The organism is Halalkalibacter akibai JCM 9157, from assembly GCF_000513135.1.
In the GTDB taxonomy this organism is placed as follows: Bacteria; Bacillota; Bacilli; order Bacillales; family Bacillaceae_D; genus Halalkalibacter; species Halalkalibacter akibai.
In genome coordinates, this window is sequence record NZ_BAUV01000001.1 from 45,623 (window position 1) to 61,049 (window position 15,427).

11 protein-coding genes and 1 pseudogene are annotated in these 15,427 nt (G+C 40.9%); 11 read left to right on the forward strand and 1 reads right to left on the reverse strand.

Annotation, left to right across the window (positions count from 1 at the left end; translation table 11 throughout):
* Nucleotides 1-105: 105 nt before the first annotated feature.
* The 6 genes from ftsE (at nucleotide 106) to JCM9157_RS00255 (ending at nucleotide 7,040) form a co-directional block, all read left to right on the forward strand.
* Nucleotides 106-792, forward strand: coding sequence for a cell division ATP-binding protein FtsE (ftsE, locus tag JCM9157_RS00230; protein WP_035660846.1), 687 nt, complete (start codon nucleotides 106-108; stop codon nucleotides 790-792).
* Nucleotides 782-1,675, forward strand: coding sequence for a permease-like cell division protein FtsX (gene ftsX / locus JCM9157_RS00235; RefSeq protein WP_035660848.1), 894 nt, complete (start codon nucleotides 782-784; stop codon nucleotides 1,673-1,675). Before ftsE ends, ftsX begins: the two co-directional genes overlap by 11 nt.
* A 130-nt stretch (nucleotides 1,676-1,805) precedes the next feature.
* On the forward strand, nucleotides 1,806-3,161 hold the full coding sequence (locus tag JCM9157_RS00240) for a murein hydrolase activator EnvC family protein (protein ID WP_035660851.1): 1,356 nt from the start codon (nucleotides 1,806-1,808) through the stop codon (nucleotides 3,159-3,161).
* A 225-nt stretch (nucleotides 3,162-3,386) separates the two neighbouring features.
* Nucleotides 3,387-4,844 carry a S41 family peptidase gene (locus JCM9157_RS00245; protein WP_235714759.1) on the forward strand — a complete coding sequence of 486 codons (1,458 nt, stop codon included), beginning with the start codon at nucleotides 3,387-3,389 and terminating at the stop codon, nucleotides 4,842-4,844.
* A gap of 129 nt (nucleotides 4,845-4,973) precedes the next feature.
* Entirely contained in the window at nucleotides 4,974-6,161 is a 1,188-nt protein-coding gene (locus JCM9157_RS00250; protein ID WP_035660854.1) for a PDZ domain-containing protein, read from the forward strand.
* 159 nt (nucleotides 6,162-6,320) lie between these two features.
* Nucleotides 6,321-7,040 (forward strand): class I SAM-dependent methyltransferase, encoded by a 720-nt coding sequence (locus JCM9157_RS00255; RefSeq protein WP_035660857.1) that lies wholly within the window; start codon nucleotides 6,321-6,323, stop codon nucleotides 7,038-7,040.
* Between the two features lie 22 nt (nucleotides 7,041-7,062).
* On the opposite strand, the gene sda is transcribed toward JCM9157_RS00255, so the two are convergent.
* A complete protein-coding gene (sda, locus tag JCM9157_RS23715; RefSeq protein WP_081733978.1) occupies nucleotides 7,063-7,236 on the reverse strand; it encodes a sporulation histidine kinase inhibitor Sda in 174 nt (57 codons plus the stop codon).
* 496 nt (nucleotides 7,237-7,732) lie between these two features.
* On the opposite strand from sda, the pseudogene JCM9157_RS00260 reads away from it, so the two are divergent.
* From JCM9157_RS00260 to JCM9157_RS00280, 5 genes and pseudogenes are all read left to right on the forward strand, one after another.
* A pseudogene (locus JCM9157_RS00260) lies at nucleotides 7,733-8,636 on the forward strand (glycerophosphodiester phosphodiesterase).
* 137 nt (nucleotides 8,637-8,773) lie between these two features.
* The gene (locus tag JCM9157_RS00265; protein ID WP_035660859.1) at nucleotides 8,774-8,995 is read left to right on the forward strand and encodes a DUF2198 family protein; all 222 of its coding nucleotides are present in this window, start codon (nucleotides 8,774-8,776) and stop codon (nucleotides 8,993-8,995) included.
* 275 nt (nucleotides 8,996-9,270) lie between these two features.
* Complete coding sequence (uvrB, locus tag JCM9157_RS00270) at nucleotides 9,271-11,250, forward strand: excinuclease ABC subunit UvrB (protein WP_035660861.1); 1,980 nt, start codon at nucleotides 9,271-9,273, stop codon at nucleotides 11,248-11,250.
* Nucleotides 11,251-11,254: 4 nt separating this feature from the next.
* Nucleotides 11,255-14,128: an excinuclease ABC subunit UvrA gene (uvrA, locus tag JCM9157_RS00275; RefSeq protein ID WP_035660864.1), complete on the forward strand. Its 2,874-nt coding sequence runs from the start codon at nucleotides 11,255-11,257 to the stop codon at nucleotides 14,126-14,128.
* 198 nt (nucleotides 14,129-14,326) lie between these two features.
* Nucleotides 14,327-15,415, forward strand: coding sequence for a DUF4097 family beta strand repeat-containing protein (locus JCM9157_RS00280; RefSeq protein ID WP_235714760.1), 1,089 nt, complete (start codon nucleotides 14,327-14,329; stop codon nucleotides 15,413-15,415).
* Nucleotides 15,416-15,427 lie beyond the last annotated feature (12 nt).

Sequence of the window (15,427 nt, forward strand, 5' to 3'; positions counted from 1 at the left end):
AAAACGACAGGAGACGTGAAATTCCTACAGGTTTTTTGGTCAACATGCAACGATCCCGTGCTTCAAGTTAGCACAATTATGAGAAACGCAGGGATGTGATTTTTAGTGATAGAAATGAAAGATGTTTGGAAGTCTTATCCGAACAATGTAAAAGCGATTAATGGTATTTCGATTTCGATAAAAAAAGGCGAGTTTATATATGTAGTTGGTCCTAGTGGAGCTGGGAAATCAACGTTTATCAAAATGATGTATCGGGAAGAAAAACCGACAAAAGGCGATATTTTCTTCGATGAAACCAATCTAGCAAAAGTAAAAGAAAGAGCAATTCCACAGCTGAGAAGAAGAATGGGTGTTGTTTTCCAAGATTTCAAACTTCTCCCGACTCTATCAGTCTATGAGAATGTGGCTTTTGCTTTAGAAGTAATTGAGGAAAGTCCAAGTGTAATTAAACGAAAAGTGATGGACGTTTTAGATATTGTACATCTGAAAAATAAAGCAAGATCATTACCCAATGAACTCTCAGGTGGAGAACAGCAACGTGTAGCGATTGCACGTGCGATCGTAAACAGTCCTGAACTATTAATAGCGGACGAGCCTACAGGGAATTTAGACCCAGATACAGCGTGGGAAATTATGGACATCTTAGATGACATCAACCACCGTGGAACAACGGTTATTATGGCGACTCATAATAAAGATATCGTAAACACGATCAAAAAACGTGTTGTTGCGATTGAAGGTGGACGAGTTGTCCGAGATGAAGTAAGGGGGAGCTACGGCTATGAAGCTTAGAACCCTCGGACGTCATGTTCGAGAAGGATCAAGAAACTTAGGACGTAATAGCTGGATGACATTTGCATCAATTAGTGCTGTAGCTGTCATGCTTTTTGTGGTCGGAGTATTTCTACTTTTAATCATGAATGTAAACAGCATTGCGACAAACATCGAAGACGATGTGGAAATTAAAGTTTATATTGAACTAACGGCAACAGATGAACAACAAGCTGAGTTACTAGCTGAAATAGAAAAAATACCAAACATTGATACAATCACGTATGTCGATAAAGAAGAAGGACTTAACCAACTCATTGATAGTTTAAATGAAAGTGGTGCAGTATTTGAATCCATTCGAGAAGAAAATCCTTTAAATGATTCGTATGTCGTGAGAGCGACCACACCTCAGCTAACAGAGAGAGTGGCGTCTAACATCGAGACGCTTGATTATGTGGAGCGCGTTAACTATGGACGAGATTATGTTGAGCGTTTGTTCATCGTAACAGACTTTATTCGAACAGTCGGTTTAATCTTAGTGGCTGGAATGATGTTTACCGCGATGTTCTTAATTGCTAACACAATTAAGTTAACGATCGTTGCGAGGAAAAGAGAAATTCAAATTATGAAACTAGTTGGAGCAACAAATAGTTTCATACGTTGGCCATTTTTTATTGAAGGAATGCTACTCGGTATTTTAGGAGCCGTTATTCCAATCTTGATCATTGGTTTTGGATATTCGTATCTGTTTAATAACTGGGGTTCGAGAATTGAAGTGATGTTCTTCTCGTTACTACCTGTTTTTCCACATATGTGGCAAGTGGCAGGTCTGTTAATTGCAATCGGTGCTTTTATCGGAGTATGGGGAAGCATGATGTCAGTGCGTAAATTCTTAAAAGTTTAATAGAAGTAAGTATAAATCGGAATCGTTGCAGGCGTGAGCTCGAACGCTCACGCCACCTACATATGCGCAATGAATTTCATCTAAAAATATCTGATCAACCAACAGGGATCAGTTGAGGGGGAACGACTGAATGAAAAGGAAAGTCGGGCTAATTGCCGTAGCTGTACTATTGACCGCTGGATCTTTTGGAATAGACACGTTTAATCCCAAGGCACTAGCGAACAGTGAGCTTCGTAATGAAATTTCAGAGGTTGAAAAAGAAAGAGCGGCTAATCAAACAGAACAAGTGAAAACACAAGCAGAACTTAATAAACTTAAAGCGGAAATGCAAGAGTTAACAGATGAAATTCAGCGAATTGATGAGCAAGTGGCAGTGACGAATCAGAAAGTTCGTGAAAAAAGAGCGGAAATAGAAGAAGTACAAGAGGCAATCGAAGAGTTAAAAGCAGAGATTGTGATCCTTGAAGAGCGTATCGCAGAGAGAGACGAATTGTTAAAAGATCGTGCTCGTTCTATGTATCAAACGGGTGGTTCGATTAACTATTTAGAAGTTATTCTTGGAGCGAAAACATTTAGTGATTTCTTAGATCGTGTTAGTGCCTTGTCTGTTATTGCTCAACAAGACCGTAACATTTTAGATGCTCACATCGAAGATCATTTGCTTTTAGAAGAAGCAAAAGCACAAGTTGAGCTAGAACTTGAAAAGTTAGAAAATCACTTAATTCAACTAGAAGAGTTAATGGCAGAGCTTGAGTCTCAAAGAAAGCAAAAAGATCGTGTGATGGAACAACTAAAAGTTAAGCAAGACGATTTACATGCTGATCTTGGTGAATTGCAGGATGAAGATGATCTTCTTCGTCGTCAAGAAGCTGCATTGAAACAAGAATTAAAAGAGCATGAAGATCGTGTTCGTCGCGAAGCAGAAGCAGCTGCAGAAGCAGAGCGTAAGAGACAAGCGGAACTAGCTTCTCGTGGGACAAGTTCTAGCGGTTCCACTTCCAATTCAACTGCAACAAGTGGTGGTTCATCAGGCGGTTCTAATCAAGTTCATAGCGCACCAGCTGTAACGAACTCTGGGTTTATGCGTCCGGCTACAGGATCAATTACGTCAGGATTTGGACCTCGTTCATTCTCAGGTGGTCGTATGCATTATGGAATCGACATTGGTAAAAATGGACGTACAGGTGATGTTCCGGTTGTATCGGTTCAAGACGGAACAGTCGTTCAATCTTACTACTCATCTAGTTACGGAAATGTTGTGTTAATTGCTCATCAAGTTAATGGACGTTTAGTTACGACATTGTATGCTCACTTAGAAAACAGAGAAGTGTCAGCAGGACAACGTGTTTCTAAAGGACAACGTTTAGGAATGATGGGTAACACAGGTCATTCATTCGGCGCGCATCTTCATTTTGAAGTTCATGAAGGTGGCTGGAATGGTGCAAAATCAAATGCTGTTGACCCTATGAGATATATTCCACGTTAATCGTTTTTTTAAACCTCATCTTACCTGTTTTGGTAGGATGAGGTTTTGACTTATTTGATATTCTTTACTACAATAAAAGAACGTCATAACTCGTACACAACGAGCATAGACTAAACTGTTCTAATAACAAATAAAAATAGGCATTGCACGGTTGTGTAGTGCCTTTTGCTATAACACGATGGTTCAATTTACAAAGGTTCTTAGACATAGTGGGAGTTGGTAAACGTGAATAAAAAACAGTATCTGATGATTGTAGCAGCAGTCTTTGTTTTAGGAGCATTTGGCTTATATTGGCAAGCGACACCTGCTAGTATTGAAACCGATTCAGCAGCTCCAGAGAGTGTAGAAGTTAGTGCAGAACTCTCAAACAAGGAGTTAATGAAGAAGTTTGAAAAAGCAATGTCTATTATTCAAGAACAGTATGTTGAGGAAATTAGTGAACAAGAGTTGGTTGAAGGTGCAATCGAAGGCATGCTTCGAACGCTAGAAGATCCCTATTCAGTTTATATGGATCAAGAAACCGCAACTCAGTTTGTCGAATCACTCGGTTCTCACTTTGAAGGAATTGGTGCTGAAGTGAGCATGACAGATGGCAAAGTAACAATTGTCGCTCCATTCCGTGAGTCGCCAGCTGAAAAAGCAGGTTTACAGCCAAATGATAAAATCTTAAAAATTGATGGAGACAGCATTGACGGCTTGTCTTTATACGAAGCAGTTCTTCAAATTCGTGGTGAAAAAGGCACAATTGTCAATTTAACGATTGAACGTCCAGGCGTCAATGAGTTGTTTGATATTCCGGTTGAACGTGGATTAATTCCAATTGAAACCGTCCGTTCTGACGTAATTGAACGTGATGGAACAAAAGTTGGTTTACTTGAAATAACATCGTTCTCAGAAGATACAGCGGCACGTTTCAAAGAAAAACTAGAAGATTTAGAATCACAAGGCATTGAAGGACTACTGATTGATGTTCGCGGAAATCCAGGTGGCTACCTAAACGCAGTGGAGGACATCGGAAAGTTAATCATCCCTGGTGGAACGCCAATTGTTCAGATTGAAAACCGTGACGGGGAAAAAGTTCGCTACATGTCTAACCTTGATCAAAAGAAACCTTATCCAATTATTGGGATTACTGACAAAGCATCTGCTTCAGCGTCTGAAATATTATCTGCTGCGCTAAGCGAAGGTGGAGGCTATGATGTAGTTGGTGAACAAACATTTGGTAAAGGAACGGTCCAACAAACGATTAAATTAGGTGATGGTAGTGAACTAAAACTATCGTTGTTTAAGTGGTTAACCTCGGCCGGTAATGATATTCACGGTGAAGGGGTTATGCCAACGATTGAAGTGAAGCAACCAGATTATTTCTACGTCGCTCCATTATCTATCGGTGATGAAGGAAATCTTCGAATTGATATGATGAGTGAACGAATTAAAAATGCTCAAATGATGTTAAAAGGTCTTGGGTTTGAGCCTGGTCGTACTGACGGATATTTCAACGAGCAAACCGAGCAAGCTGTTATTGCCTTCCAACGTGCTCATAGCTTGGATGCAACAGGTGAAATCAACGAAGAAACAGCAGCGTTAATTCAACAAGAGCTTGTCGAACATGTTCGTGACAAAGAAAATGACCATCAGCTTCAAACAGCAATCGAGCTAATCATCAAACAAGCAAAAGAATAACATTAAAGGAACAAGCGACCTGCTTGTCGAATTGAAAAAGGTACATCCTTCTAGCTTTTGAAGGATGTACCTTTTTGTGTAAATGTGTTACGTTTAAAAGTAGAAACAATAGTTGAAGGAGTTACAACTATGGTAATGGACCTATTCCAAATGATTGCTATCTTTTTTCTTTATTTCCTAGCCAACCCTATTTTCTATCTTTGGCTGATTTTACTTTATTTTCTATCAAAAAAACGGGTCAAAGAAGAGCGAATCTCTTTTCATACAAGGGTGTTTAGGAGACTTGCTGATTATACGATTCCATTCCTACCTGGCTTACTTACGGGAGTCTTCCTTTCTATTGTGACCATTGGACTAGGACTGATTATTTCCTGGGAATGGATTGCGGTGATCGCTGTTTTGTATGTGTTTTTTGCGTTAACATTACAAGTGCAATGGCTGACGCCAACGTATGTCCTCGGTTTTTTATTGTTTTTTTACGGGCTAGAACCGTTGCTCGGCTCAATGGAGTATGTGGCCCCTATTTACGCTGAGTTAGGGAACATTCCACTTGTTATCGTGGCAACCATCTTAGTTTTATTCATGATTGCCGAAGGGTTCCTCATCCGTTATCACGGAGCCACCTATTCTTCACCAAGGCTCGAACGAAGCAAGCGAGGGAAATGGGTAGGCTTGCATGTGGCCAAAAGAATCTGGCTCGTACCAGTCGTCTTTTTTATCCCGGAAGGAATGATCCCAACGATCACGCATTGGCCTGTTTTTTCGGTTGGAGATGTAACATTACAACCTGTTTTTATTCCATTTTTAATCGGCTTCACCCAGCGCGTACGTGGTTCGATTCCGAGAATGCCTATTCAAGCAATGGGAAGCCGTGTAATCGGTTTAGGGCTGTTATTATCTCTTTTTGCGATAGGAAGCTATTATATTCCAGTTCTAGCGGTCGTGTTAGGTGGACTAGCCATCGTGTTTAGAGAGCTGCTTTCTTACCAAGCAAAAATACATGAAGGAAAGCAACCAATCTTTTTTTCTACACAAACAAAAGGTTGCATCATTCTCGGTGTCCTTCCAAATAGTCCAGCAGCCAAAATGAATCTAGAAATCGGAGAAACGATTGTCAAAGTGAACGGACAAGAAGTAAACACAGAAACTGGCTTTTACGAAGCCCTTCAAATCAATTCTGCTTTTTGTAAATTAGAAGTACTGAACCACGACGGAGAAATCCGGTTCGCACAAGGTGCCCTTTATGACGGGGAGCACCATCAACTAGGCGTCCTGCTTGTAAAGGGTGATGTCGTGTTGCAAGATTCAATCACTTAATGTTGCTTGCAATTGGCAAAAGCTCCGTTCGCTGCTCTTAATAGAGGAAGTAGTGAAGGGAGTTTTTTTGTTATAGGTTGCTATTTTCATTTTCTATAAAAAATAAAGTGGAATGGAGCGGATTCGTTAGATGACTGAAAAATAAAATCGAGGTGACTAATGAGAGATCAAGTGAAAAATGCATTTAACCAACTAGCAAACAGCTATGAGCATCATGTCGATCAAACAAGTTTATATAATAGTCAATACGAACGACCCGCAATGCTTCAGCAAATTCCCATTGATTTGACGAATCGAAAAGGCTTAGATGCTGGATGTGCGGCTGGTTGGTACACGGAGCAGTTGCTTGCGCGGGGGGCAGATGTGGTTGCCATTGACGTAAGCCCCAAAATGATTGAAGCAACGAAACGGAGAATTGGCACAAAAGCCGAAGCGTTTTGTTTAGATTTAGCCGGTATGTTGCCGTTTCAAAAAAACAACTTTGATTTTATTGTGAGCTCCCTAACGCTTCACTATATAGAGGACTGGGAACCTGTTTTTCAAGAATGGAACAGAGTGTTAAAGCCAGGCGGTTCGTTGTTATTCTCTGTCCATCATCCATTTACGGACATCAAACTCTCACAAACTCAACTTTATTTTGAGCAGGAACATTTGCAAGATCGCTGGAAAAAAGAAGAGATCGAGGTAGACGTCGAGTTTTACAGAAGACCTTTGTCGATGATCTTAAATGATACTCTCAAGTATTTCACGCTTGAGCAAGTGATAGAACCACTGCCAACAGCAACGTTTAAACAACAGGCTCCAGAAGCTTACGAGAAGTTAATGAAGCAACCCAATTTTCTTATATTACAAGCTACAAATAAAAAAGCGCAGAATTGATGCGCTTTTTGTTCTATTAATATTATTTAGTTTTATAACTAGTAACTAGCTCGTTCGATTGGTCAAGGGATCTCATTGCAATCTCTTTATCTAACATTTTGATAAAGGCTGGATCCAAATTCAATTTTAAAGCTTTATCGCGAGCTTGAACTAGCAGATTGTCATCAAGTCTATGAAATCCCGTTTTAGTCTGCATAATCTACTCCTTTAGTAAGACTTAGTATGTGTATACCACATTTGATTTATTTTAAACATTTATTAAACAATATTTATGCGAAAATTAAACAAATAAGGTGGCAGTGATGACGGTGGTTCGGTCTGAGTTTTATCTACTAATTTACGAATATATCAGTATGATTGCTCTGTTTATCTACTAATTTAGTGATATATCTACTAATTCGACTCATATATCTTCTATATTACGAATATAATAGCGAACGGTAACATTCTTTACGAAAAGCTCATCCACCTTTTACTAGAATTCAGGCTTATGATCCTTGTCAGCTACCCAATAGTCGAGCGCCCGACCCACATGTCCCCTTTTTTAGTTAAAAAGAACGAGATGGGGAATAATTTGAAGGGACAATCGAATCGTTTCTTAAAAGAGACAAGCTTTTACATACAACTAATACGAGCTTAATATTTCTCCGTTACAGTAGTCTAGTAAGAACTAAAAGGAGATGAGAGAACAGATGAAGAAATGGATGAAGAAAGTTGCTCTAGCCGTATTTAGTGTAGGATTACTAACTCAAGTTGCCGCGCCTGCCGCATCATCTGCAGCAGGTAACACCCCAGCTCCGGATTCGAAAATTATCAATGTCGCCCATCGCGGTGCATCTGGACATGCTCCTGAGCACACGATAATGGCTGGCCTATGAACTTGGGCGTCAAATGAAAGCAGATTATATTGAGCTTGACTTACAAATGACCAAAGATGGTGTGCTTATCGCGATGCATGATACGACTGTTAACCGCACAACAAATGGCACTGGATCTGTGGCGAATATGACGATTGATGAAATCAAGCAACTAGATGCGGGATCATGGTTCAATACGCGTAACCCAGAGAAAGCAAAGGATGAGTTTGTTGGACTAGAAGTTCCGACGCTTGAAGAGGTTTTCCAAAAATTTGGCCGGAGCACAAACTACTACATTGAAACGAAATCTCCAACACTTTACCCAGGGATGGAAGAAGAGTTGCTTCGATTAATTGATAAATATAACTTAACTGGAGAAAATGCTCGTTCAAGCAAAGTTCTGATTCAATCGTTTTTCCCGCAAAGCTTAATTAACATCCACGAGATGAATCCAAACTTGCCTTTAGTTCAACTTTTAAGTCAACCGACACTTGGAGCAGGTGCAGCAGCTGAGCTTGCCTACATTAAAGAGTACGCCATTGGAGTTGGCCCGAGCTTAGCCAGAGTTAATGAGGAATATGTCCAACAAGTAAGAGCAGAGGGCTTACAAATGCACCCTTACACAGTTAATACAAAAGAAAATATGAGACGCGCATTAGACTGGGGAGTGAACGGAGTTTTCACGGATTACCCGGATCTATTTAACGAGGTTATTAAAGAATTTAAAAGTGGTAAATAATAGGATAATGTACAAAAGTGAGGACGCCAGGTAGGCTCCTCGCTTTTTTCATTGAATTGACTCTTACTTTCGACTGTAAAGGTTAGTATAATGAGCAGAGAGAATAAGTTTTGGATAAAAGGAGTTTGAATCGAAGAATGACGGACATTGTCCTTGCTCTAATCGTTCCTTTTCTCATAATGGTTGTGACAACACGCGTGACCTTTAGCTTGCTTGGGGCTTGTATTGTGACATGGATGGTCAGCCTGGTTGTCCTTCCCGTTCAGCAGCAACCATGGATTATAGGAATTATGATCATATCATTTATAGCTGGCCTTCTTGTTTCTAGAAAAAGGCTGAAAAAAAAGCCAGGAATGTAGAAGAGACGAAGCGATTCGTCTCTTTTTCTGTTTGAGGAGAGCGTGGGGTGGCGAATGTGATCCGGTTTCACTAATTTATGATCTGAAACTGACGATTTATGATCCAATTGTGGCAATTTATGATCCAACTTCACACTTTTCTGATCCGAGCACTCTGCACCGCACCCACCCCACCACTGCAAAATTAAAACAAACGTTCGTATTATTTGCTTTCCATCTACTGAATCATGGTATAATACATCTACTTATAATTAGTTCGTGAGGGGGCATCTGACTTGAGTGAAACGTTTGAACTTGTATCAGCTTATCAGCCAGAGGGAGATCAGCCAGAAGCGATTAAGAAGTTAGTAGAAGGTATAAAAAAAGGCGAGCGCCATCAGACGTTACTTGGAGCAACAGGAACAGGGAAGACGTTTACGATGTCGAATGTAATAAAAGAAATTAATAAGCCAACGCTCATTATGGCTCATAATAAAACACTAGCAGGACAGCTATACAGTGAATTTAAAGAGTTTTTTCCGAACAATGCGGTTGAGTATTTTGTTAGTTACTATGATTATTATCAACCAGAGGCTTATGTGCCGAGTTCAGATACATTTATTGAAAAAGATGCCAGTATCAATGATGAAATAGATAAGCTTCGACACTCGGCGACGAGTGCTCTTTTTGAGCGTAATGATGTCATTATCATTGCCTCGGTCTCGTGTATTTACGGCTTAGGTTCGCCGGAAGAATATCGTGAATTGGTCGTATCCCTTCGAGTTGGGATGGAAATTGATCGCAATGAGCTTCTAAGGATGTTAGTCGATATCCAGTATGACCGCAATGACATTAACTTCACGCGCGGAACGTTCCGTGTGCGAGGCGATGTTGTGGAGATTTTTCCTGCTTCAAGAGATGAGCAATGTATTCGCGTTGAGTTTTTTGGTGATGAAATTGACAGGATGACAGAGGTTGATGCGTTAACGGGTGAGATTAAAGGCGAGCGCAATCATATTGCGATTTTCCCAGCATCCCACTTCGTTACCCGTGAGGAAAAACTAAAAAAAGCAATAGCAAACATCGAAGTGGAGTTAGAAGAGCGACTGAAGGAGCTTCATGAAAATGGCAAGCTTCTTGAGGCGCAACGTCTGGAGCAGCGGACCCGCTATGATATTGAAATGATGGCTGAGATGGGTTTCTGTTCAGGGATCGAAAACTATTCGAGACATCTCACCTTACGAGAGTCTGGGGCAACACCTTATACGTTGATCGACTTCTTTCCAGAGGATTTCCTGTTAATCATGGACGAGTCACACGTTACCCTGCCACAGGTCCGTGGCATGTATAACGGAGACCGGGCGCGCAAGCAAGTGCTCGTTGATCACGGCTTCCGACTGCCGTCAGCGTTAGATAACCGTCCATTGCAATTCGAAGAGTTTGAGAAAAAAATGCATCAAGCGGTTTATGTCTCAGCGACACCAGGGCCATACGAACTTGAGCACACGCCTGAAATGGTTCAGCAAATTATCCGTCCAACTGGATTACTTGATCCAACGATTGACGTGCGCCCGATTGAAGGTCAAATTGATGACCTCATCGGAGAAATCCATGCCCGTGTTGAGAAAAATGAACGTGTCCTTGTGACGACATTAACGAAAAAAATGTCGGAGGATTTAACCGACTATCTAAAAGAAATCGGTATTAAAGTTCGTTACCTCCACTCGGAGATTAAAACGCTTGAACGGATTGAGATCATCCGCCAACTGCGGATGGGAACGTTTGATGTGCTTATTGGGATTAATCTTTTACGTGAAGGTCTCGACATTCCTGAGGTATCACTTGTAACGATTTTAGATGCGGATAAAGAAGGTTTCCTTCGTTCCGACCGTTCTCTGATTCAAACAATTGGTCGAGCAGCAAGGAATGCTAACGGACACGTCATCATGTACGCTGATAAAATTACCAAATCAATGAATTTAGCGATAGAAGAAACAAAACGTCGTCGGACGATTCAGCAAGAGCATAATGAAAAGCACGGCATTACGCCGAAGACGATTCAAAAGAAAATTCCAGATGTGATTCAAGCCACGCTTGTTTCAGAAGACGCAGAAGCGGCAACGTATGCGGCACCTGCTCAGAAGCTAAGCAAGAAAGAAAGGCAGGCAATGATCGAGCGGATGGAAAAAGAAATGAAAGAAGCAGCGCGTGAATTGAACTTTGAGCGAGCAGCGGAGCTTCGTGATCTTGTTCTTGAATTAAAAGCAGAGGGGTGAGGAGATGGCTTTAGAAAACATAGTGGTTAAAGGAGCACGCTCTCATAATTTAAAAAACATTGATGTGACGATTCCAAGAGATAAGCTTGTTGTGCTCACAGGTTTATCAGGTTCGGGAAAATCGTCGCTGGCGTTTGATACTATTTATGCAGAAGGACAACGTCGTTATGTTGAGTCTCTTTCTGCTTACGCACGTCAATTTCTTGGGCAAATGGATAAACCTGACGTTGATGCGATTGAAGGTTTATCACCAGCGATTTCGATTGACCAGAAAACAACGAGCCGTAACCCGCGTTCAACGGTCGGAACAGTAACGGAAATTTTTGACTATCTTCGCTTGCTTTATGCGCGAATTGGGAAACCTGTTTGTCCGAAGCACGGCATTGAAATCACTTCACAAACGATTCAGCAAATGGTCGATCGTTTACTTCAATATCCAGAACGAACAAAAATGCAAATTCTCGCTCCACTTGTATCTGGTCGAAAAGGCACTCATGTGAAAGTATTTGAGGACATCAAGAAGCAAGGCTATGTTCGTGTTCGCGTTAACGGAGAAATGCGCGAGGTAGCAGAGAAGATTGAACTAGAAAAAAATAAAAAACATAGCATAGAAGTAGTAATTGATCGTGTTGTTATGAAAGAAGGCATTCAAACGCGCTTAGCTGATTCAATTGAATCAGCGTTGACTTTAGCAGACGGCCGAGTGTTAGTCGATGTGATGGGAGAAGAAGAGCTACTCTTTAGTCAACACCACGCCTGCCCGCAATGCGGGTTCTCAATTCCAGAACTAGAGCCGAGAATGTTTTCTTTTAACAGTCCATTCGGAGCTTGTCCTTCATGTGATGGGCTTGGTCATAAGCTTGAGGTTGACGTGGAGCTAGTTGTCCCAGACCGGACGAAAACACTAAGAGAGCATGCGATTGCGGCATGGGAACCGACTAGTTCTCAGTATTACCCACAGCTGCTTGAAGCGGTTTGTGAGCATTATGATATTAATATGGACCAGCCAGTTGAACAAATACCAGAAGCATTAATGGATAAAATTTTATACGGAAGTGGAACGGACCGGATTTATTTCCGCTATGAAAACGAATTTGGACAAATTCGCGAAAACTTAATTTTGTTCGAAGGTGTGGTCAGCAACATCGCGCGTCGTTATAAAGAGACAAGCTCTGACTACATTCGTGAGCAAATGGAAGTGTACATGACGCATAAGCATTGCCCAACGTGTAAAGGCTATCGTTTGAAAAAAGAAACCCTAGCTGTATTTATTGGCGAAAGCCATATTGGGCATGTGACGACGTTATCGGTAAAAGACGCGAAAACCTTTTTTGAGCAGCTCCAGCTTTCAGAAAAAGATGCAGCGATTGCACGCTTAATATTAAAAGAAATCAATGATCGCTTAGGCTTTTTGATCAATGTGGGTCTTGATTATTTATCGCTTAGCCGTTCAGCGGGTTCATTATCAGGAGGAGAAGCGCAACGAATTCGGTTAGCGACGCAAATTGGGTCTTCGTTAATGGGTGTTCTTTATATCCTGGACGAGCCTTCAATCGGTCTTCACCAACGTGATAACGATCGCTTAATTGAAACACTTGTGCATATGCGGAATCTAGGCAATACGTTAATCGTCGTAGAGCATGATGAAGATACAATGATGGCCGCTGATTACATCATTGATATTGGACCTGGAGCCGGTGTGCATGGCGGAGAAATTACGGCGCAAGGAACACCGGAAGAAATTATGAACGACGATCAATCCTTAACAGGGCAATATTTATCAGGAAAAAAATTCATTCCCGTTCCAATGGAAAGACGGAAAACCGACGACCGCTCTTTTACAGTGAAAAAAGCGTCCGAGAACAATTTGAAAAATGTCACGGTTGAGTTTCCACTTGGGTTGTTTATTGCCGTAACCGGTGTTTCTGGATCAGGGAAAAGTACGTTGATTAACGAAATCGTCTATAAATCGCTTGCTCAAAAGCTGCACCGAGCAAAAGACAAACCTGGTCAGCATAAGGAAATTGTCGGTCTTGAACAAATTGATAAGGTCATTGAGATTGACCAATCACCAATTGGCCGAACGCCTCGATCCAACCCAGCAACGTATACAGGAGTGTTTGACGACATTCGTGATGTCTTTGCACTAACGAACGAAGCAAAAGTTCGTGGCTATAAGAAAGGTCGTTTTAGTTTTAATGTCAAAGGTGGTCGCTGCGAAGCGTGTCGTGGCGATGGGATCATTAAAATTGAAATGCATTTCCTACCAGATGTGTATGTTCCTTGTGAAGTTTGTGAGGGAAATCGTTATAATCGGGAAACACTTGATATTAGATATAAAGGTAAAACGATTGCCGATGTATTAGAAATGACGGTAGAAGAGGGACTTGAGTTTTTCGCGAACATTCCTAAAATCAACCGGAAAATTCAAACGCTCGTTGATGTTGGACTTGGCTATATTAGACTCGGACAACCGGCAACGACTCTCTCAGGTGGTGAAGCACAACGCGTTAAGCTTGCGTCTCAACTTCATAAGCGCGCTACTGGTCGGACCATTTATATTTTAGATGAACCAACAACTGGGCTTCATGTTGATGACATTGATCGCTTGTTAAAAGTGTTACAGCGATTAGTCGATAACGGTGACACGGTGCTTGTGATCGAGCACAACCTTGATGTGATTAAAACGGTTGACCACATAATTGATTTAGGACCTGAAGGTGGCGATAAAGGTGGACAGCTTGTTGCCCAAGGAACACCTGAACAAGTAGCAGAAGTAGCCGGTTCTTACACAGGAAAATATTTAAAGCCGATTCTTGAACGAGATAAAGCGAGAATGGATCAATTCATCCAAGAAAAAGAATTACAAAGAAACTAAAAAAGATCTAATAAAATGAAACATTATTTTTGCTTGCTTCGTAATACAATAGTGAAGAATAAACTTTGTTGTTGTCATGTGAAGAAGCGTCTCCATTTTAATGAGGACTGTTTCGTTCAAAGGACATGAGAAGAACCTCATGTCCTTTCTGTTCATTGGAAAATATACAGAAGTCTTAATTTTCAAGAGGGAGTGACTATGTTGGAAGAACGTAAAATGATATTAAAGATGATTGAAGACGGGAAGATAACGGCTGAAGAAGGAATTAAGTTGTTAGAAGCGATTGAAAAATCAGAGCCTCCAAAAACAGCTGAAGTATCGACAAAAGTGAACTGGGATGAAGGCGATAACTATCGCGAGCGCGCACGCCAAGCGGCGTCATCAACTACGAATATGTTTGCGTCCTTTATCGAGAGTGCGATTCAAAAAATTAAAGATGTTGACCTAGACTTTAATTTTGGACCGCACGTTGTTATTGACCATATTTTCCAGCATCGTGACATTGAACCAACGTCGATAGATATCTCTCTTGAAAATGGATCAATCCTCTTTAAACCTTGGGATGAAAAAGATATTCGAATTGAGTGTCAAGCGAAGGTTTATCGGGTAAAGGATACAGAAGAAGCAAGGCGTGTCTTCTTACAAGAATCTTCTTTCCGAGTGGATGAACGTAAAATGCTGTTCCATACGAAAACGAAATCCATTAAAGTTCAAACAACCGTGTTTGTGCCAAGAAACGCTTTTTCTCATATTAAGCTGTACACATTTAATGGGCAAATTACCGGAGAGCAAATTGAAGTCGATACATTTGACGTTAATGCAGTAAATGGAGCTTTGTCTTTTACAGGTATTAAAGGAAAAAAGGTGATGGCAGAGACGGTACACGGAGCGATTGACTTCAAAGATATAACCGTTGATTTACTAGATACAAAAACAATAAACGGTGGTATTACGGTGACCGGAACAGTCCAAGATGTAGATGTCGAAACTGTGAATGGCTCAATCACCTATAACCTTGGTGATTTAACGGAGTCAGGATATGCCGATTTAAAAGCAACTACAGGTAGTATCCACTTGTTTATTCCGAAATCAACAAGAGTCGAAGGCAAGTTAAAAACCAATGTCGGCGGTTTTACCGTTGATTTAGCGGACTATGAAGTGCTTGAGGAAAAGAAAGAGTTCGCACATAAGTCGATGAACTTTATCGGAAATCAGCAATCTTCGCCACGAATCAAAGTAAATGCATCGACCAATACAGGTTCTTTGTTAATAAGAGATCAAAACTAAAAAAGAAAGCTA